This is a genomic window from Candidatus Bathyarchaeota archaeon, assembly GCA_026014735.1.
Classification (GTDB): Archaea; Thermoproteota; Bathyarchaeia; order Bathyarchaeales; family Bathycorpusculaceae; genus Bathycorpusculum.
Map to the genome: position 1 here is coordinate 40462 of JAOZHT010000005.1, position 17979 is coordinate 58440.

General features: G+C 44.2%; 20 protein-coding genes and 1 tRNA gene. 7 read left to right on the top strand and 14 right to left on the bottom strand.

Features of this window, described 5'->3' with window-relative positions:
* Positions 1 to 47: 47 nt before the first annotated feature.
* Complete coding sequence (locus NWE93_14715; protein ID MCW4001481.1) at positions 48 to 1484, top strand: hypothetical protein; 1437 nt, start codon at positions 48 to 50, stop codon at positions 1482 to 1484.
* Between the two features lie 160 nt (positions 1485 to 1644).
* On the opposite strand, the gene NWE93_14720 is transcribed toward NWE93_14715, so the two are convergent.
* The 8 genes from NWE93_14720 to NWE93_14755 form a co-directional block, all read right to left on the bottom strand.
* Entirely contained in the window at positions 1645 to 3003 is a 1359-nt protein-coding gene (locus tag NWE93_14720; GenBank protein ID MCW4001482.1) for an ATP-binding protein, read from the bottom strand.
* Between the two features lie 181 nt (positions 3004 to 3184).
* On the bottom strand, positions 3185 to 3631 hold the full coding sequence (locus NWE93_14725) for a type II toxin-antitoxin system VapC family toxin (protein MCW4001483.1): 447 nt from the start codon (positions 3629 to 3631) through the stop codon (positions 3185 to 3187).
* Positions 3628 to 3870, bottom strand: coding sequence for an AbrB/MazE/SpoVT family DNA-binding domain-containing protein (locus tag NWE93_14730; protein ID MCW4001484.1), 243 nt, complete (start codon positions 3868 to 3870; stop codon positions 3628 to 3630). Before NWE93_14730 ends, NWE93_14725 begins: the two co-directional genes overlap by 4 nt.
* 106 nt (positions 3871 to 3976) lie before the next feature.
* Complete coding sequence (locus NWE93_14735) at positions 3977 to 4231, bottom strand: hypothetical protein (protein MCW4001485.1); 255 nt, start codon at positions 4229 to 4231, stop codon at positions 3977 to 3979.
* Positions 4232 to 4673: 442 nt separating this feature from the next.
* Positions 4674 to 6350, bottom strand: coding sequence for an ATP-binding protein (locus NWE93_14740; protein MCW4001486.1), 1677 nt, complete (start codon positions 6348 to 6350; stop codon positions 4674 to 4676).
* Between the two features lie 133 nt (positions 6351 to 6483).
* Complete coding sequence (locus NWE93_14745; protein MCW4001487.1) at positions 6484 to 7236, bottom strand: ABC transporter permease; 753 nt, start codon at positions 7234 to 7236, stop codon at positions 6484 to 6486.
* Positions 7226 to 8095 carry an ABC transporter ATP-binding protein gene (locus NWE93_14750; GenBank protein ID MCW4001488.1) on the bottom strand — a complete coding sequence of 290 codons (870 nt, stop codon included), beginning with the start codon at positions 8093 to 8095 and terminating at the stop codon, positions 7226 to 7228. Before NWE93_14750 ends, NWE93_14745 begins: the two co-directional genes overlap by 11 nt.
* Before the next feature lie 156 nt (positions 8096 to 8251).
* Complete coding sequence (locus NWE93_14755) at positions 8252 to 9241, bottom strand: hypothetical protein (GenBank protein MCW4001489.1); 990 nt, start codon at positions 9239 to 9241, stop codon at positions 8252 to 8254.
* Positions 9242 to 9519: 278 nt separating this feature from the next.
* On the opposite strand from NWE93_14755, the gene NWE93_14760 reads away from it, so the two are divergent.
* The 4 genes from NWE93_14760 to NWE93_14775 all read left to right on the top strand — a co-directional run bounded on the left by NWE93_14760 (position 9520) and on the right by NWE93_14775 (position 11376).
* Entirely contained in the window at positions 9520 to 9726 is a 207-nt protein-coding gene (locus NWE93_14760; GenBank protein ID MCW4001490.1) for a dodecin family protein, read from the top strand.
* A gap of 235 nt (positions 9727 to 9961) precedes the next feature.
* Entirely contained in the window at positions 9962 to 10309 is a 348-nt protein-coding gene (locus NWE93_14765) for a YhaI family protein (GenBank protein MCW4001491.1), read from the top strand.
* A 337-nt stretch (positions 10310 to 10646) separates the two neighbouring features.
* The gene (locus NWE93_14770) at positions 10647 to 11057 is read left to right on the top strand and encodes a hypothetical protein (GenBank protein MCW4001492.1); all 411 of its coding nucleotides are present in this window, start codon (positions 10647 to 10649) and stop codon (positions 11055 to 11057) included.
* Between the two features lie 91 nt (positions 11058 to 11148).
* Positions 11149 to 11376 carry a hypothetical protein gene (locus NWE93_14775; protein MCW4001493.1) on the top strand — a complete coding sequence of 76 codons (228 nt, stop codon included), beginning with the start codon at positions 11149 to 11151 and terminating at the stop codon, positions 11374 to 11376.
* Positions 11377 to 11410: 34 nt separating this feature from the next.
* On the opposite strand, the gene NWE93_14780 is transcribed toward NWE93_14775, so the two are convergent.
* On the bottom strand, positions 11411 to 12544 hold the full coding sequence (locus tag NWE93_14780) for a citrate synthase (GenBank protein ID MCW4001494.1): 1134 nt from the start codon (positions 12542 to 12544) through the stop codon (positions 11411 to 11413).
* Between the two features lie 890 nt (positions 12545 to 13434).
* Between NWE93_14780 and NWE93_14785 the strand changes: the two genes are divergently transcribed.
* Positions 13435 to 13557 (top strand) — tRNA-Leu (locus NWE93_14785).
* A gap of 290 nt (positions 13558 to 13847) precedes the next feature.
* Here the strand turns inward: NWE93_14785 and NWE93_14790 are convergent.
* From NWE93_14790 to NWE93_14800, 3 genes are all read right to left on the bottom strand, one after another.
* A complete protein-coding gene (locus tag NWE93_14790; protein MCW4001495.1) occupies positions 13848 to 14588 on the bottom strand; it encodes a toll/interleukin-1 receptor domain-containing protein in 741 nt (246 codons plus the stop codon).
* A 158-nt stretch (positions 14589 to 14746) separates the two neighbouring features.
* Positions 14747 to 15214 (bottom strand): hypothetical protein, encoded by a 468-nt coding sequence (locus tag NWE93_14795; GenBank protein ID MCW4001496.1) that lies wholly within the window; start codon positions 15212 to 15214, stop codon positions 14747 to 14749.
* 187 nt (positions 15215 to 15401) lie between these two features.
* Positions 15402 to 15824: a hypothetical protein gene (locus NWE93_14800; protein MCW4001497.1), complete on the bottom strand. Its 423-nt coding sequence runs from the start codon at positions 15822 to 15824 to the stop codon at positions 15402 to 15404.
* 428 nt (positions 15825 to 16252) lie between these two features.
* Between NWE93_14800 and NWE93_14805 the strand changes: the two genes are divergently transcribed.
* Positions 16253 to 16996, top strand: a complete 744-nt coding sequence (locus tag NWE93_14805) for a hypothetical protein (protein ID MCW4001498.1) — start codon at positions 16253 to 16255, stop codon at positions 16994 to 16996.
* 197 nt (positions 16997 to 17193) lie between these two features.
* Here NWE93_14805 and NWE93_14810 read toward each other — a convergent pair whose 3' ends face one another.
* Positions 17194 to 17622: a putative toxin-antitoxin system toxin component, PIN family gene (locus NWE93_14810; GenBank protein ID MCW4001499.1), complete on the bottom strand. Its 429-nt coding sequence runs from the start codon at positions 17620 to 17622 to the stop codon at positions 17194 to 17196.
* A 2-nt stretch (positions 17623 to 17624) separates the two neighbouring features.
* Positions 17625 to 17897, bottom strand: coding sequence for an AbrB/MazE/SpoVT family DNA-binding domain-containing protein (locus NWE93_14815; GenBank protein MCW4001500.1), 273 nt, complete (start codon positions 17895 to 17897; stop codon positions 17625 to 17627).
* Between the last annotated feature and the right edge of the window lie 82 nt (positions 17898 to 17979).

Below are 17979 nucleotides of genomic sequence, written 5' to 3' on the forward strand. Positions count from 1 at the left end.
AGACCTAAATGTTTAGGCGATAGACAGTACACAAAGCAGGGTTACATTTGGCTAACCAAGAAAAAACTAATATTACAACATATCAGCCTGGGCAAATACAAAAAAACGTTGATGAATTTACAAGCGAGTTAACGACTTATCTCAATACCTTGGGCTTGCCATCTACAAATGTCTTGGTAGCAATACCGGAAAGGAAAAATGTCATTAATAACTTACCGTCGGTTGTTGAACGTCTCGATCCTTTAGCTAGGAGTAGTTCAGTCTACATATCGAAATTTACGGCAGCATGTGCAGTCGGACTATTTGATGCAGCACTAAATTTTCTATGGGATGAAACAATCGCAAGCCTTCGTGAAAAGGCTTCACGATTTGATCTAGAGTTCTTCTTTAGTAGTGTTGTGACAGATCAAAATCGGCGCTCAAAGCTACATACCGCTGAAGATCTTGAGAAACTTGAAGATTGGGAACTAGTCAGAGGTTGCCAATTAACCGGAATACTCTCGGACATTGGGTTTAAACATCTTGATTATATAAGAGATGTAAGAAATTGGGCTAGTGCGGCTCATCCCAATCAGAATCAATTGACTGGCCTGCAAGTTGTTACTTGGCTAGAGACTTGTATTAAAGAAGTAATTGGTAAAGAACCCTCGGGACCAGCTATACAAATACGGCTCCTTCTTGAAAATATTAGAACAAAAGTTTTAAGTTCTCCAGATGTAAAAGCAACAATCGCAAATGTTCAAAATCTTTCCATAGAAATGGCTTCATCGCTCCTGCGAACAATTTTCGGAATGTACACTGATCCGGCAATGACGGCATCCGCCAAGAATAACATTAAACTTATTGCCAAAGCGGTATGGGACGTATCACCAGATGAACGGAGATACGAAGTAGGATTAAAATTTGCAACATTTGATGCAAACGCCGATATTACGCGCCGCGACGCAGCAAGGGAGTTCCTAGAAATCTCAGAAGGTATGTCCTACCTTCCTACAGAAACCCTTGCAAGGGAATTGCAGGAAAAGGTACAGAATTTGCTCACCGCACACTACGGAATGAATAACTTCTACAATGAAACATCGCATGCAAAAATGCTAGCCGAACAAGTTCCAAAGACTGGAAAAATCCCTAAATCTATAAGGGCTGAATATGTTAAGACTCTGATATTGTGTCGCATTGGAAACTTCTATGGATTATCATGGGCTGCAAGCGATTACTATGACGAGTTAATCTCTCGCTTTCAAGAAGTCGAGATCCAACAAGTTGCGCGTTTATTACTGGATAAGGAAGTATTTTCGCGTATGCAGAATACTGCTTGCGCCTCTCGATTCTTAGCAATCTGTGCCAACTTGAGAAAACGCGCAACAAACACTCATACCACGAGCGTTTTAGATAGGATTCTCAAGATGCGCTCAGATGAACTATCAGCCGCTGATATTACCAAAGACTTTACCCCCTTGTTATCTTCACTGACACTCAGTTAACCTTAACACCGATAGACATCACTCAGCTAAGAAAACCTGAAGGCCTATTAAAGACATAGAAAAGAGGGAAGTTGTTGAGTGATGTTATCTCCGCAAGCAAAATCTCGAGCCGAGCAGGGGTTCAAATCTCTCCCCGCCCGCCACTCCGCCACTTGGATAATTAAGCTATGATTTGTTTCTGCTTTAAAGGAATCCTAACTTCAAAGGTGGTTCCCTTCCCCTTCTGGCTCGTATAGGTTATTGTTCCACCTAACGCTTCAACGAGTCGTTTAACAACCGCTAAGCCTAACCCTTGACCCTTAGACTTGGTTGTCACCATCGGAGTAAACAGCTTGGGCTTGATTTCCTCAGGAATACCCAAACCGGTGTCCCCCACGTAAACCTCTACGTTTCCGTCTTTCTCCAGAGCCCGAACCGTTAAGATTCCCCCGTTAGGCATCGCTTGAATCCCGTTAAGAACCAGGTTAGTGAGTACTCGCCTAAAAAACTCAGGGTCCACTTCCACCGGTTCATGGATATCGACGTCTGTTTGTATTTCTATGTTTTTAGGAAACTTTATTCCACCGATGGTTTTGAAAACCTGTTCCCGAAAATCCACTTGGACACAACTGGGGTTGAGGGGGCGAGCAAAATCCTGCAGGTCAGCAACGATTTTGTTAATATACGAAATGTTGTCTTCGATGCCCTGGATGCTTTCCTGCAATTCCTCTTTTACGCTGCTTTGGGGCATCTCATCTAAACCGGTCCTAAGAAGGTAGATATCGCCCTCTATTGCTTGCAGGGGATTACGGATGTCATGGCCAATCATTCCCGCGGTCATGCCTATGGCGCTAAGCCTCTCGGAATTCTTAAGCTGCAAGGTTTTTTCCTCCACAACCCTCTCCAGTTCTTTTGAATGTTTTTCAACCTTAACTTTCATCTCTGATAGGTTAGCCATATTCTTGAAGTCTCTTCTGCGAAAGAGCTGCAGATTATACGAGCAAATCACAGTAACAAAAAAGGCAGTTACCAAACTGAACACGACGGTAAATAAGCCATAATCCCAAGGCAACCCTGAAGAAACCACAATTATCTCGCCTGCACAGGCAGTTGCCGACAGAATAATTTGGCTGACAAGCTTGGTTGGTATGTAAAGCCCCACAAGCAGAATCACCGCTGCAGTAATCACGGAATGGGTAAGGAAACTCTGGGGGCGAGTGGCATTAAACGTCAACATAGCAATGATTAAAGCAAAAGCCAAAACGAACAGCACTTTATCGTAGACTTGGTAACTGTTCACTTTAGCCAGGTACACCGCTACGGATATGGCTACTGCAGACAATGCAACCCTTATTGCTAGCGAGAAGAAGAAAACTTGAGACAACCCCAGAATTTGGTAATCGTTGAAGGCAAAAGCAATCCACGCTGCAACTGCAATGATCAACCCATACCTTGCGAGTTTGATGTCTTCCTTAGCATACCAGGTTCGGTACTGTCTTTCCTCTAAGTAATTTAACCCAAACAACGGTTTATTAAACAAAGATGACCCTGAGTTGACTGCTAACCTTTTTTGGTTCACTAACTATTTAAGGTTTTAAGTATAACAGCTGCCTTGAAACACATGTGAAGGATAACTGAGGGCGGAACATACATCATATCCTCAGTTAGGGGTCAAGACTCCAAATCCCCGTCCACCCGCCAAGCAACCTTGCCCTCTTCGTTTAAAGCCTCATTCTTTTGGATGCCTCTTTAGGTATGGGGTTTTCGATGATTAACCCCCGTTCTCTGCATAATCTAGCTATGTGTGCGTCGTTACTTACAACCACAGAGATATTGTTTGTTTCCGCAGACGCTATTAGGGTTGCATCAAATGACCGGACCTTGTGGAGTTTAGCTATTTCAAGGGCTTTTCGGGCAGTATCGACTGTCAGAGGTAGAAAACGTATTTTGGTGCTTCTGGTTAACCCGTCAAGTTTGTATTGGGCTTCTTCTCTTTCCACACCATAATCCTCCACCAATGCATGATATGCTTCCATCAGGTTGGCAGCGGTGACTGCGGCGCTTAATTTTCCATGAACTGCATCCTGGAGCAGCGGCCAGCAGTATGGGTGAGCGTCATGTTTCTGGAAGAGCGCATAGGAAAGGATGTCTGCGTCGATTAGCCTCATCTTTTCCAAGCCTTTTCCCGCGAGAAAACCTTATCACGCGCCTCTGATTTGCCTGTTTTGCAGGGTTCTCTTAGGGAGCGGGTTGCTAAATCGTCCTCTTCAACCAATGGAATCAGCTCGATGGAATCCTCTTTCGCAACTAATTCTAGGCGGCCGTCATCTGACAGGCCGTATTTCTCCCTGATTTCTTTAGGGATGACTATGCGTCCTTGCTTGTCAATCGCTACTTCCAATGGCATCACCATTTACCATTGCCACAGATTCGCTTAATAATCTTTCTCGCAAATGTCTAAATTCGGAGCCTCTTAAGCCAGCTTGCAGCCCTAAAAACTCTCCCTCGCCAACTCAAATGTTTTTGATGGCTCTTGGCGTGTATATGATTAAGTAATTGTCTCCCTCGTTAACTTCCAAGGGATAATTTTTGATTAGCTGCCGGATTTTCCTTCGGCATTCAGCACATACGCCGGTGAGGTTGATGGTGTAGCCCAGGGATATGGAATTGTTTGGTCCGGACTCCAAAAAGGAGATGCCTTGGGGAGATAACTCTGGAACGCTTGACTGGATTTCTCTGCAGAGATTAATCGCTTGAGTTCTATCCATCCAATAGCCCCATGCTGCCTGGCGCAGTTTAAAAGGCGGCTTTATTTTAGATAACGTTTCTTGCGAACGCTAATTTGCTTTTTAGTCAAGGCGAATATGCGGCATAGAGAACTGCACTTAACTAAGAGCGGCAACTAACGCAAACAAGCGGGCGGCTTTTTCTAGAAGCGTAGAAGGTTTGGATAAGCGGATTTAGCCTTGCGTTGGCAGATAAGAGGCGTAAAAGTAGTAGGTGTGGCTCGCCTTCTTTTCTGCTAACAGCCAGATCCGCTTAACTTGGCTATCCCGTGTGTGTGAGTTGTGCTCCTTTCTTACAAGAATAGGATAAGCGCGTTTTTGCTTAAAAGGGATATTTCGAATTACGAAATATGTCACCATTAACATGACTTAAGCCTTAAGACCTAACTCTTCCTCCTAACAGCTACTTCTGCAAGAGCCAGCATCAATCCGAAGCCAGAAAAACCCTAAAGATCGTGCCTTTACCCAGGGCGCTCTCAACCTCAATTCTCCCCCCATGAGCCTCCACAATCTTTTTACAAATAGGCAACCCAACCCCCATACCCTTAGCTTTAGTGGTGAAGAAAGGCGTCCAAAGCTTCTCCAAAGTCTGCTTTGACATGCCCACTCCCGAATCAGCAAACTCAACGACAACTTGCTTTCTTGCTTTTCTACTCGATATCGATAACATTCCACCATCTGGCATGGCGTCAAAAGCATTCTTGACGAGGTTAGAGAACACACGAATGATTTTTTCATGGTCAACAAGCACTTCAACCTCGGGGCCGGTCATATTAGCAACCGCGATGTTGCCGGGGGGTGAGAATTGCCGCAGGGAAGTATCAACTAACTCCTTAAGCGGGTACCGCTTCTTCTCCAACTTTATTTCAGTGGAGAAATCAAGCAAATCAGAAACTATTTTGTCTGAGTAATCGACGCATTCGTTGATGGTCTTTAGCATCGCTTTGCTCTCGGCATCTAAATTGGTGTTTCTTTTGCCGATAACGTAAACGGCGTTTTTGATTCCAGCCAAAGGATTGCGCAGGTCATGCGCAACCATCACAGAAACCTCCTTCATGGCTTCGAATTTCTTATCCAGAGTCTCATGCACGGCGCTGTAAACGAGGTTTAGTTCATCTGAACCGACTTTACTGAATTGTTGGGGTTGCTTAGCATTCAACGATGTTGACTTTACCGCTGAGGCAAGTCTTTTGATTGGCCTAATCACCGATGTCTCGATGAGAATCGATAAACCAATTCCTAAGATAACCGCCAAAACGATTGATCCCCCCAAAAAAAGGAAACTCTGGCTCTTTGCTTCCTGAAATGCAACTCGCTCATTAGTTACCTGCAAAACAAGAAGGGGGTTAGAGTGAATATCATTAACTAAAACGTAACCTGACAGTATAAGGTCATCGTTGTTTTTCACTACTCTCTGAGTGGGGTCTGAAAGCAGGCGCTGAGCAATTTCGTTGTTGTCAGCCTCAAAATCAGTTAGGGAAACTATTGAGGCATGAAAGTTCAAGATTTTCTCCAATCTGCCGATTTGGTCGCTTAAAGATTCTCCAAAAATCATTCTGCCCACGATTGGACCTTGGTTTTGGCTTGTAAGTATGGGGGCACTTGCGATTATGAATGGTTCATTGTTTAAGGTGGCGAAACCTGTAACTACGGAGGCATCGACTGTTGGTGGAGAGAAGACTGCATCGGTTTCTAAGAGCTGTATTAATTCATCGGGGGCGTCAACTTTTTGGGACTCGTCAAGATCATAGAATTGACAATACATTATCTTCCGATCGTTATCTATTATAGCTATGAAGTGGAGTTTTAAGTTTTGAAATGTCCCCTCCCCAAAGTTCTCATCAACATATAGAGGGTTGGACCCCAGGGCAAAACGGTAGGTTTCATCCCACGATGAATAATCAACAAGAGCTACTGCCAAGTTTTCTTTTTGGTAACCAAAGGCGTTAATGACTTGGGCGAGGTTCTTCTCTATTTCTCTTTGATCCACTTTTTCATAGCTTGGAAGCCTCATGTAGACGCTGAAGGCATGAAAGCCTACGAAAACCAATAGCGTAAGGAGCCCTATCGTCAGTAGACTTTTTGTCCTAATCTTCATCATGAGTCCCCATGGAAGCCCAAAAGCTCTATTCGGAAACTGAATATAACTCTAAGTGTTCCAAGATACAGATTTTAACTCCAATAATCTGCATGCTTGGCAGCAATCTGGTCACAATTTTTCGGTCCCAGAGGCCTTATCGGATGGCTTTTTTTAAGGCGACAAAACAGAGCGCAAAAAACACCACGCCAAACGCCGCTAGAACCAGAAGTGAAATCCAGGGGAAGGCTTGTCCAAGCGCGGATGCCCGCAGACAATTGCAGGCATGGGTTAGCGGTGAAGCATATAGGGCTACGCTTAGGGCAGGGGGAATCTGGTTTAGCGAGAAAAAGGTGCCGCTTAGAAAAGACATGGGCAAAATCACTAGGCTCATAAACAACGTCATGTCCTGATGGGTCTTAGCCTGCAACGCCACGGTGACGCCCAGAAAAGCAAAGACAAAGCAGGTTAACACAAGCGTTAAGACGAAAAGAAGGTTCATCGCGGGCAGCGGCGAAAACAGCAGCGCTACCGCCAGCAACGCAGCGGAGCTTAAGAGCCCCCGCAGTACACCGATTAGGGATTTACCCACGATAATCGAAAAAGCACTCACAGGCGCCATCAGGGTTTCGTCGAAGCATTTGTAGAATAGGCGGTCAACATGCAGTTTAAGTCCTGAGGTGTTAAAGGCAGTGGTCATCGCCGTTAAAGCTATGATTCCCGGGATTACGAAGTCAAGGTAGCTGTAGCCTTCGATGCTGGTGCCTCTGCCTAAGCCGTATCCGAACGCCAGCAGATAAAGTATGGGCGCGATGAGGGTTAAGGCCATGGTTTTGCCTATGTTTCGGCGCAGAAAACGCAGATCAACCCATACAACTGTGCCTATATCCTGCAGGGTTTCAAGCAACATTTTCTGCCCCCACCTTTTTGCCGGTTAACTTTACAAAGACATCCTCCAGGTTGGAGTCGCGGATCGCCGCCTTAACATTAGATGGCAAGCCCTCGATATACCGTATAGCCGTCTGTCGTTCCGCAAAGTGCTCGTAATGGGTGACTTCTCCCTCATCAACCGTCTCCACCGTTACCATGCCAACTGCCGCTCTAAGCTCCCAGGGCGAACCCAAGGCGATCAGGCGCCCCTGATTAACGATGCCTACCCGCTGGCAGAGGGCCTCAGCTTCCTCTATGTAATGCGTGGTCAGAAATATGGTGGTGCCTGCTCGTCTTAAGTTGCGTATCAAATCCCACATTTTGCGTCGTACCTGAACATCCAACCCCACTGTGGGTTCATCTAAAAAGAGCACTTGGGGTCTGTGAAGCAGGGCTCGGGCGATCATCGCCGCCTTCTTCATGCCTCCGGATAGGTCCTCAACCATCTTTTCACTTTGCTTGGTTAAACCAACGAATTCCAGCAGTTCACTGATTCGTTGCCTGCGTTCGTCGACGCTGATGTGGTGTAGGCGTGCGTGCAGGTCCATGTTTTCCCGCAGGTTCAGGTCTAAATCAAAGGTGAGATGCTGCTGAACTACCCCGATGACTCTTTTGACTTTGTCAGGTTCCTTTTCCACATCGTACCCTCTGACCCATATGCCTCCTGAGGTGGGCCTTGTTAAGCCTGTGAGGGCGCGGATGGTGGTGGTTTTGCCTGCGCCGTTGGGCCCCAAAAACCCAAAGATTTCGCCTGTATGTACGCTGAGGTTTAGGTTTTCTACTGCACAGACATCTCTGTATTGCTTAGTGAGATTGCTGGTTAGGATTGCCTCATCCAACGCCCTTTGCCCCATAGATGACCGATGGAATTACTATCTTAACCTGAAAGCTCATAAAGTTTTCAACAATCAATAAAAAAGAATCCAAAAGATCCCAAAACCAGATTGCATCAGACATCCAACTAGAAGCAACCCCTTTGCCGCCTACTAAGCTGCTTACCGCTTATACCATAACATTACAGCTAAAAGAGCAATCAGCACCGCCAAAATCGTAACCTGCAGAACTGTGAGGTAACAGGTTATTCCATCAACGGGCTGTATGAGTGGCAAGGTAAAATCTTGGGGGGGAGTTGGGGTTGCATGGGTTGGCATGGGTGAGGCGGAGGTGGCGGTTGGTGTCTGGGTTATGGTTTTGGTCGGCGGAGGCAAGGGGGCCTGGGTAGGCGCGGTGGCTTGGGCTGGCTGCGGCGTCGTCACTGTGGTGGGCAATGCATCTGAATCTGAGATATCCAGCACTACGTTGTCAACTTGAAGTTCCAGTTGTTCCTTGCTGTTGCTCCACCAATTCTCGCCCAGCCCCGACATGAGGCTAATGGGGTGTGTTTTGTCGGTGAACTGCTGCTGAGACGCAGCTATGACCACTGCACCGTTCACTGCTAAGGACACTGTTTTTGCGTCATTGTTGATGGTTAAGACAAGATGGTACCAGGTGTTGCTGACTGGGGGAGAACCCGCGGTCTGGAAGATATAGGTGTACACGGCGCTGCCCCCTATCCATAGTGACCAGGCAGTTGATCCGTCTATACCTACGCCGACGTTGCCGTAGTTACCGTTAAGATTAGTGGAATCGCATATGTAGAGGAAAAATATTGCGCCGTTTCCCTGTGTGCAGCCGTTAGGAACGTTGGTGACTAAGACATCCTGTGAGGCAACTATGGTGCTGTTCACGGTTGAGGTGAAACCGTCCTTTACTAGGTAGGAGTAGGTGCTGGCTCCGGCAACTGGAGGGGGAACGATGAAGCGTGCTGTTTGGTCGCTGACGGTTTGGCTTGCGCCAGATATCACGAATGATCGGCTCCATTGGTTAAAGTTGCCGCTTGAAAAGTTGTCTGAGAACGCGCCTACTGCGTCGGCGAGTTTCATGGGGGCAGCTACCATAAAAGAAAGCAGTATTATAGTAAGAGATGCCGCTATGATCTTGTTCATCTCTATTCGCCAATCCAATAGAAGCGTCGCCGATTAATAAGGGCAAAAGAAGTTAGATAAACTGTACTGCAAAAGCTAATTTAAACGAAACGACGAGTTATCTCCAAAAGCAGCAGCCACCAATCCCTCCAGCCTAAAGACTAAACTTTGGTGGTAACGATGCAGAGATTTGCAGCCATTACTAAACGCCTCTTAAACCCCAAGGCTTTCTAGTTGTATCCTTTTGCAGCCACAGACGTTCATATCCACTGCCCAAGATAGTTCTTAACGTGAAAAACATGACTGTTGTGAAAATTATAGAGTTAATTGGTGCTTCGCCGACTAGCTGGGAAGACGCCGCCAAAAACGCATTAGCTCAAGCCGCCAAGACCCTCAAGAACATCAAATCCATCTACGTCAAAAGCTGCAAAGCAACCATCGAAAACAACCAAATCAAGGAATACCATGCTATAGTTAAAATTGCGTTCGTAGTCGAAGGCAGCTAAAAGCTCCTTTCTTGTGATTTCTTTAATACTTCGAAATAATAGAAGTTACTATATTGTTGATTTTTTCCATCTCGCATCTCGGTTGAAGAATCACTCGATTTCAGAAGCCGAAGGGAAACTTTTGGGAAAATAAATATTATCATATTTTGATTATCAATATAAAAAAAGTTTTTAGGGAAAATTTGGGAAGAAATTATATACTTGATCGGGAAATTTGACGCCTTGGGTAGGCAGTTTGGCTGTTTATACAGTTGAAGATAGATTGAAAAAGCTTGAGGGCAAAATAGCTATGCTTGTTTCCGTGACGGACTATGAGAAGTATCCATTTATCTGCGCCTGCTTGGACGCTGACCTGGACCTTGCTCAAGTGGACAAAATTCTTGCTTTAATAAGTGAAGCTGAAAACCTCAATAATACTCCTAACGAGATGAGTTATCACCAGTTTGAGGAAGAACTCATAACTATTGTGCCCTCAAAAAGGAATGATTCTCACTTCGTTAAATCAATCGTAAAGGCGTTAAACAAGGAACACAAATTTCTAATCTGCGCCAAGAAGTTTAGGGATCAAGGCATAGAGATTTAGACTTCAGCGGCTTACTTTTTTCTATTTTTCCCTTTTGACTATAAATTTGTGGTTGCATTGTTTGCAGAGGTACTCTTGTATCAACGGGTCATCTTCGAATTGGTCGGTTGGTTTGCAGTTTTTGCTGGTGCAGTAGGGGCATTCTGTCATGTTGTTAACCCACCACAAACTACTCACAATCTGAATATGAATGTTTTTTCAGAACTAACAGTATAACCAAACCATACCTAAACCCAAACTCGATATGTTCAAAACCCACGCTTACGGTGGCAAAGCAATAGCTTAACCATAACACACTTAGGCAAAAACAAACATTCAGACAGCAGAGGAAAGAGGAATGTCGGCGATAGCCAACAGTTGCGAGTACCTAACACCCGATAAAGAGTGCTTAGCGGTTTTCGAAAGCGAAAAAGCAAAAGAAAGCAGACAACTTAACTGCGAAAACCCCCAGAAGACAACCTGCTGCTATATCTGCCCATCCAGACCAACATGCGCCATCAGTTGCAGGTATCTGGGGCGGATCGAAACGGATCAGGCTGCACCAGAAATGCAGACGCCCAAACCCCTCGGCGAGAAAGAGGTTTCTACTGCTGCATCAGCGATGGTTTGTCCTTGCTGCAATGGCGAGATGAACTGTGGCAAAACCAAACTTGCCGTCGAAGGGTTAGATGTTAAAGATTTGTCTGTCCTAGTGTATGTTTGTCGGGTCTGCGGCAAAATCGAGTTCAAGGCAGAAAGTACGGGATAGAAGATTCTTAGCTTGGCTAATGTCAAGCTTAGATCAACATTTATTAGCGCTAACCCGTTTTTAGCTCCAAACAATTGGGGATTCAACGTAAATGAAGCTTTCACATCGTGCCCTTGGAGTAACAGCGTTAGCATCAGGCATCATGGCGTTTTGTCTTCTTGTTCTTCCATATATGCTGTTTCCACAGTTCTACGTGCCTAAAACGTCAGGAGTAGGCTACACTGCTCCAGCGACAATAGAGGGCCTTGTGCTTATGGCAGCCGGCTTGGTTTTGCTTGTCGTCAGCGTAATTTTTGCCCAGCTCTACAGGCACCGCTAAAACCTGCCGGTTAACCGATTTCTCTTAAGATGTGTTACCTCTGGTTAATGGGGAGGAAGGGTTTACCGAATTCTCCAACGTAATGCGAGGAAGGCCTAAGCAGCACTGCATCCTCATACTGCTCAAGAACATGAGCCACCCATCCTGAGATGCGGCTGGAGGCAAAAAACGGCGTGAAAAACTCTGAGGGCACACCCAGCGAGTTAAGGGTGACTGCAGCATAGAAGTCCACGTTGGGGAAAATCTTCTTCTTTTCGTGGACAACGTTTTCGATTTTTATGGAAAGGTTGTAGATGGTTAGGTTGCTTTTGTTGTGGCAGAGTTGCTCAGCGATTCCCCGCAGATGCTTGGTTCGGGGATCCTCGGTCTTGTAGATGCGGTGGCCGAACCCCATGATTTTTTTCTGGTCATCCAGCATGCCTTGGATGTAATCTTCCACTTCTTCCTCGGTGTTTATGTCGTCGAGCATAAGCATGACTTTCTCGCTGGCGCCGCCATGCAGAGGCCCCTTAAGCGTACCTATAGCGGAGGTAACCGCGGAGTACACGTCGCTGTTGGTGCTGGCGGTGACGCGGGCGGCAAAGGTGGAGGCGTTAAATCCGTGGTCGGCATGCAGCGTCATGAAGCGGTCAATGGCGTTTTTCTCTTCGCCGTCTGCCTCGTAGCCGCGGAACATGTAGAGAAAGTTTTCTGCGACGCCCATGTTAGGTTGCGATTCGAGGGGTTGCAGGTTCATGCGGGTTCTGTAGAGCGCCGCCACCAAAGTTGGAACACGCGCAACTAGGCGAATGGCTCTTTTCTGGTTAGCCGCAAGTGTGTTATCGCAGCAGTCAGGGTCATCTTGGCAGAGCCGTGAAACCTCGGTGCGTAGAACATCCATGGGGTGGCAGCTTTTTGGGGTCGCCTGAAGGGTTTCTATGGTGGTGTCGGGCAGTGTCATCTCGGAGACCAGCAGTTGCCTGAACTCGTCGAGTTCTTTTTGGTTGGGTAGTTTCTTGTTGAAGAATAGGTAGGCGACTTCTTCGTAGCAGACGTTCTCTACTAAATCATCTATATCGTAGCCTAGATAGTAGAGTTTGCCTTTTGGGTCCACGAAGCTGATTCTTGTTTCTGCTGCATGGACATCGCGTAGTCCTCGGGTTACAGTTTTCTCTTCTTTTTCACACAAGATATTCTCCCCCAGACAAGGCCCCTAAGCCCGCTAAGGAGCCTTCCGAGTGCCTTTAAGAGGTAATCTTATTTTAGTTTAGCGATGAAAAAACAGTAAAATATCAGCGGAAACCCCCTGTTTTCTCTACAAATGTTTGGTTACCATCGAAAAAACCGCTAACTTGGCTGCGTCAATGCCTATTCGGCGCTACATCTACCGCCGATATTAAATTTGAGCTAGCCCTGCTACCGGTAGAGCAGACTTCGCAGAGCTTTTTGTTAGTTGGTATGGGGTACCCCTCTTTACACAACAACAACCTGCGGATTGCCAGAATCAATGCTTTTTGGAAACGGACCAAGGGGTACATTGCAGGCTGGTTGTGGAGCCCGCCACAAGTAAAACAAAAAATTTTGACGTTACAGAAAGGACAACGTTGCGCCTTCGCCTTACACCAATGAGCATCCGGCGGAGACTCATCCCAAGGAGGCGTTTAGGTTTTTCGAGAGGGGTTGTCGGCTGAGTCTAAACCCCACGCGATCACCGTCTGCCCCGGGTACGTTTCAAAGCCGTTTTCCTTGATGCAATCTCAGATTAGGTCTTCTACGGTCACCCAAACGCAGGTTTGGCGTCGACGTGAAGCATGTTCCTCAGCCGACATGCAGGTTAAGTCTAAACCTCAATTGGTAGGTATTTCACCAGAAGCTCACATCAAGACCATATCCTCGATTTCTCTCGGTCAGGTTCTTTAATAGCTGCTTTTGGTCTGTACATCTGCCAGTTGAAGCGTGTTCCTCAACCTGCAACAGTACACGCCCAAACATCGAATATAATATTATGTGGGCGTCATGGAGCAGCATACAGAATCGGAAAACTTAAACAGAACCATGCTGAACTGTATCGGTGCTGGTGGCGGGGTATCCGAGCCAGGTCTAAATAGGGCCAGATCAACCTATTTGCCCCTAAGATATGGAGGAGGACTTAAGATCCTCTGGCGCAGGCCTTCGTGGGTTCAAGTCCCACCCCCGCCACCACTACTCAACCCACGAAAGTAAAATCGCCAGTATTTCTTAGATTGCCATTCGCTGTACCCTTTATCGAAAGATTGTTTGAGTGCTTTCTGTTTTCGTTTTCCATTTCTCATTGCTCTTAATTCTATTGCTTTCAATCTGTTTTCAAAATTCTGGAAAGACTTCTTTTGTTTGGCTTTCGTTTCTATGATGGAAGTATTTCATCAATTGTTGTTTTATTTTCTTACTCATCATCGATAACCTACCCTTCAGTAGTATAAGGGAGTGTGAATGATTTTGCTGTTACATAATCCCTATTGCTTGCTATTCAATTGAGCTGCTTTTTCACGAATCATATTAACAATGCGAATGCAACTATCTTGATTAGTACAGTCAAACTTCTCATAGTCAGTGAGGTTCTTGACTAATTCAGGAAATGAACCTTGACTAGAAACGTTCTCATCAATTAAACAAACAATGGGCAAGCCTTTCATTTTAGCCGCACCTAATTCAAAATTTACCCAATCCCTAGTGTGCTTATCACTTACCACGTTTGGAGTAATATAGGCAAACAAAGCAAAAGAACTATCAATGGCTTGAATAATTTTTTCAACGGGATTCTTAGCTTCTATCTCTTTGCCTGCAAAATAAGGCTGTAGTTCATTATTCTTAAAAGCCAGATTTGTAAGACCTATAAGTGTCTCATCCTTAGAACTGTGGGATATAAAAAATCTTTTTGAACTAGCCACTCGTATTAATTTCACTTTTCCGAAACCCGGGATATTTGGTGTCTTAGTTGTATCATCTTTTTTGTATGCGTGATTTCTAGAGCGAGCAGCTTCAAGAGCGGTGTTTAATCGAGCATCAAGCATGGTTAGTTCCATATAAACATCTGAAGTTTCAGTTGTTCTATCGGCAACCATTTCAAAGTAACTTCTATCAATGTCGAACTGCAATTTTATAGACTGAACGGCCCTTTCATCGAGTCCAGTTGCTTCACTCTCAATCTTAGCAATTTGGTTCTCCCAACCCTTCTTAAAATCTTCCAGAGACATTCTAGGCATAATTTGTCTAATAGTCTCTACTGCGCTAAAAAACTTATCACTAATTTAAAGTCCTAATTATCTTATCGATTCAGACGTACTACCTATCGCTTTTAGTTTTTGCCTACGTAAACATGAACTAACGCCTAACCTGACAAAGAAATCTTTGTTCATGGGTTGGTTATTTGTACTGTACAACGCTCGGAGCGATTATTGGAATCCCTAGCCCAAAGCACCAAGCAATTTGCGTCGTCAATAATATGGTGTTCAGTATTGGACTTGTCATAAAGTATCCAATCGCCATCGTTTCGTTTAAAATAAATTTCATGATTCCAATGCAAAGAGCCGTTGTGCAATGTCTCATCGTAATAAAAAACATGAGAAAGGCTTAAACTATCACCTGTAACAGGGTCTATTCCGTTGAAATTTATGCTACCCGCACACCGATGTTTTGCCCTAGCGATGTCTGGTACTTCATAAAGATTACCAGTAACATGAAATGTCCAATCTACAGGGGTTATGGCGCCCCCCAAGGTAAGTTCCCGCAAAGCACCTTGATTCCAAGGGCTGAACTCGTCGCTTTCTTTGTCAGTCTCAAACCCAATAATAACGTCAAGAGACCCCTCATTAGTTGTCAATAATATCGCCACAAATTATCTATAAGGCGGAATATTTATCGCTTTATTGAATATAGACTTCTAAAAATTTATCTATAGATTCAGACCTACTACCTAGCCGTTTTCTTTTTTGCTCTAACGCGAACTTGCAGCGCCTTTAATCCAGTTTTCCTCTAACAGACAAATTTAAGATGAAGATAGTAAAAAGTCAAGAGGGCGGGTCTTTTTTCTCTTGCAAGTTACCTCTGACTACTTTCACAATAAAATTATCAACCAGACCAACTGCTTCAGTGAGTGCTTGATGATAGCCTATCGCAAACTTTAACAATAGTTGAAGCTCTTCAAACTTGAACGTGTAGATACGGCTATTTGTTTCAGAGTTGTACTCTTTTTCGGTATGATGCCATGAGCCTTTTTCGATTTCGTTTCCAGCTTGGTCATATATGTTGGCATCTAACACTGGGTCAACACTTGGGTTATCGTTAGGGTCGAGTCTTAACTGGATACTATAGTTCTTGTAATGAATCCCTTCCATAAAGAAACATCTGCTGTCCTTTTTTCCACTCCAACTCTTCTTTCGAGTTAAAGGTGTTTTTTTGCCAGTTTCCAAGTCTATGAGTGCAACACTCATTATTTCTACCATAGCCATCAATCGGTAGATTATATGGTACCCTATAAATAATTACAAGATCCTATATTACCAGTTTACCATCAACTCAAATATAGCCCAATTATGCCGCAACAAGCCACACAAACGTATTGGATGTGCTTCTGCTCTTTTCGTCTATAGCTTAAAAAGGGTTTTTCTTTACCATACCCTTACCAAAATGACTGAATCTACCTCATGCCACTCAAATAGTGATGTCCCATCCCTGTAGCCTTTATAATGACCTATTCTTACGCTATTTCCCCGCGCCATAACGTACCCACAAGAGTAGCGCTATATCTGGACTTATTGCCTATGCTTTTGTAGAAGATGCTTGTGGCATCGGATAAATATTTTGTACATTTTTTTGTTTAAAAAAATCTTAAATTCAGTTTAATGACAATTAGTTAGTTATGATTAAAACTGACAAGTTTAGAAAGCATTTGACTAAGGAGAACGCTAAGATTGCGCTTTCAGTAGTAGTCATAATTTCTTTTTTACTGATAGCGGCCTTTCTTTACCTTAAAACCACTGAACAGCATTACGAACTGATTTCTTCAAATTCTGTTGAATGTAATGTTTCTGGTATCAACATTTCTCCAAGTATCTATTCTCCCCAAAATAATTTAGCTATCTTGAATGAAGAAGCATCGTTCGATATTACCACATACAACTATACAAATGATACTTTGGAGGTTAAGTTATCCATAATTGGCAATGATAACATAGTATACACTGAGAACATAAATATCTCTGCAAAATCCGAATATAACCGATACTTACGCCAAACTATTTCTTATACAGGTCTTTGGCTCGTCACGGCATCTTCCAATAATACAAGAATGTTTGCCACTTACTCCTTCCAGACTGTAACTAACGCTCAAGAAGCTAATATGCAGATTAATTCAGAAATGATGTATCTGAATCAACAAAACTCCAGCGATTGGTCTAATACCTTAGCCTCGATAGCAATCTTAGTTAGTGTTGTAAGCGTTGCTATTAATTTTGGTGTTTTAGGTCTAAACTTTCTGCGTTACCGTAAAAATAATAAGAAAAGTGTAAAGAGAAAGAGAGACCAGCACATCAATCAACCACCACAAGGCAGCACTAATCACCGAACAGGAAACATATCAAGTAATAATGAAACAAGCTCTTAATATAAAAAATCATTAGAAAAAAGAATCAGTGAACCTTGGAACGTCTAACCATTACCAGTTTGGCAATGCTTTGTTTCTATAAAGGCAGCTGTTCTGTTGATGTATCTTCTATATTCGCTGGTCTATGGATTTCGGTTTAGTTAAACAATAGCCCCAATCCGTCTTTGCCACTAGAGGCGTACCCAATCATTCTTTCGCTACTCCACAGGATTCGCTTTATTCTTTGAAAGATAAGCAAGCATTTCTTCTATACTGATTATCTGAACTTCTCTAAATGTCTTGAGCGTTAATAGATCGCTATCTCCAGTTACAATTAGGTTGGCTTTTCCATCGATTGCCGTCGCAATAATCATATCGTCTTTTGGGTCAACTTTGACAGCTTTGATTCTTGTTTTTACCGTTATAACGTCCGCTGTTCTGTTAATGGCGAGAATTACTTGTTTGATTTGGTCCGGGCTTGTTTTGAATTTTGGGCGCTGAAGAACAGTGGCGAGTTCTTTTAGAATCAAATCAGATGTAACTATGCGATATTGGTCTGCTATTGCCTTCTTCAGCAGGTCTCTTGCTTTTCCATCAGAAATTATGGCGCTGACCAAGACGTTTGTGTCGAGGACGGCTCGGAGCATTTCTAGTCATCTGCTTTTCGGGCGGCGGCGACTTCTTTTTGTATATCTTGCTCAGATATCTTTAGCTGTTTTTTATCCATTAGCTTAAAGATGTCGTTCCATTCCTTTTTGAGGTCGGGGAGTTCCAGTTTTTTCATAATTATAGTGTCTCCCTTGCCGTACACGAGGAACTTGTTTTTGGGTTTTATTCCGAGTTCTTTGCGTATGGATTGCGGTATGACTACTTGACCTTTTTCGCTTACAGTTGTGACTTCGGGCTCGTCAGTAATTGTCATTGGTATCAGTATAATTATTTTACTTTCTTACATTTAGTGTTTGTGGCTAGCCTTACGGCTTCTCTGGAGCAGGCCTTCGTGG

What these genes read in the sequence shown, in the direction of transcription:
- NWE93_14725 (MCW4001483.1), bottom strand. Translation starts at nt 3,631, where the DNA reads ATGAGGCTAATCGACGCAGACATCCTTTCCTATGCGCTCTTCCAGAAA.
- NWE93_14730 (MCW4001484.1), bottom strand. Translation starts at nt 3,870, where the DNA reads ATGCCATTGGAAGTAGCGATTGACAAGCAAGGACGCATAGTCATCCCT.
- NWE93_14735 (MCW4001485.1), bottom strand. Translation starts at nt 4,231, where the DNA reads ATGGATAGAACTCAAGCGATTAATCTCTGCAGAGAAATCCAGTCAAGC.
- NWE93_14740 (MCW4001486.1), bottom strand. Translation starts at nt 6,350, where the DNA reads ATGATGAAGATTAGGACAAAAAGTCTACTGACGATAGGGCTCCTTACG.
- NWE93_14745 (MCW4001487.1), bottom strand. Translation starts at nt 7,236, where the DNA reads ATGTTGCTTGAAACCCTGCAGGATATAGGCACAGTTGTATGGGTTGAT.
- NWE93_14755 (MCW4001489.1), bottom strand. Translation starts at nt 9,241, where the DNA reads ATGAACAAGATCATAGCGGCATCTCTTACTATAATACTGCTTTCTTTT.
- NWE93_14760 (MCW4001490.1), top strand. Translation starts at nt 9,520, where the DNA reads ATGACTGTTGTGAAAATTATAGAGTTAATTGGTGCTTCGCCGACTAGC.
- NWE93_14770 (MCW4001492.1), top strand. Translation starts at nt 10,647, where the DNA reads ATGTCGGCGATAGCCAACAGTTGCGAGTACCTAACACCCGATAAAGAG.
- NWE93_14775 (MCW4001493.1), top strand. Translation starts at nt 11,149, where the DNA reads ATGAAGCTTTCACATCGTGCCCTTGGAGTAACAGCGTTAGCATCAGGC.
- NWE93_14790 (MCW4001495.1), bottom strand. Translation starts at nt 14,588, where the DNA reads ATGTCTCTGGAAGATTTTAAGAAGGGTTGGGAGAACCAAATTGCTAAG.
- NWE93_14800 (MCW4001497.1), bottom strand. Translation starts at nt 15,824, where the DNA reads ATGAGTGTTGCACTCATAGACTTGGAAACTGGCAAAAAAACACCTTTA.
- NWE93_14805 (MCW4001498.1), top strand. Translation starts at nt 16,253, where the DNA reads ATGATTAAAACTGACAAGTTTAGAAAGCATTTGACTAAGGAGAACGCT.
- NWE93_14810 (MCW4001499.1), bottom strand. Translation starts at nt 17,622, where the DNA reads ATGCTCCGAGCCGTCCTCGACACAAACGTCTTGGTCAGCGCCATAATT.
- NWE93_14815 (MCW4001500.1), bottom strand. Translation starts at nt 17,897, where the DNA reads ATGACAATTACTGACGAGCCCGAAGTCACAACTGTAAGCGAAAAAGGT.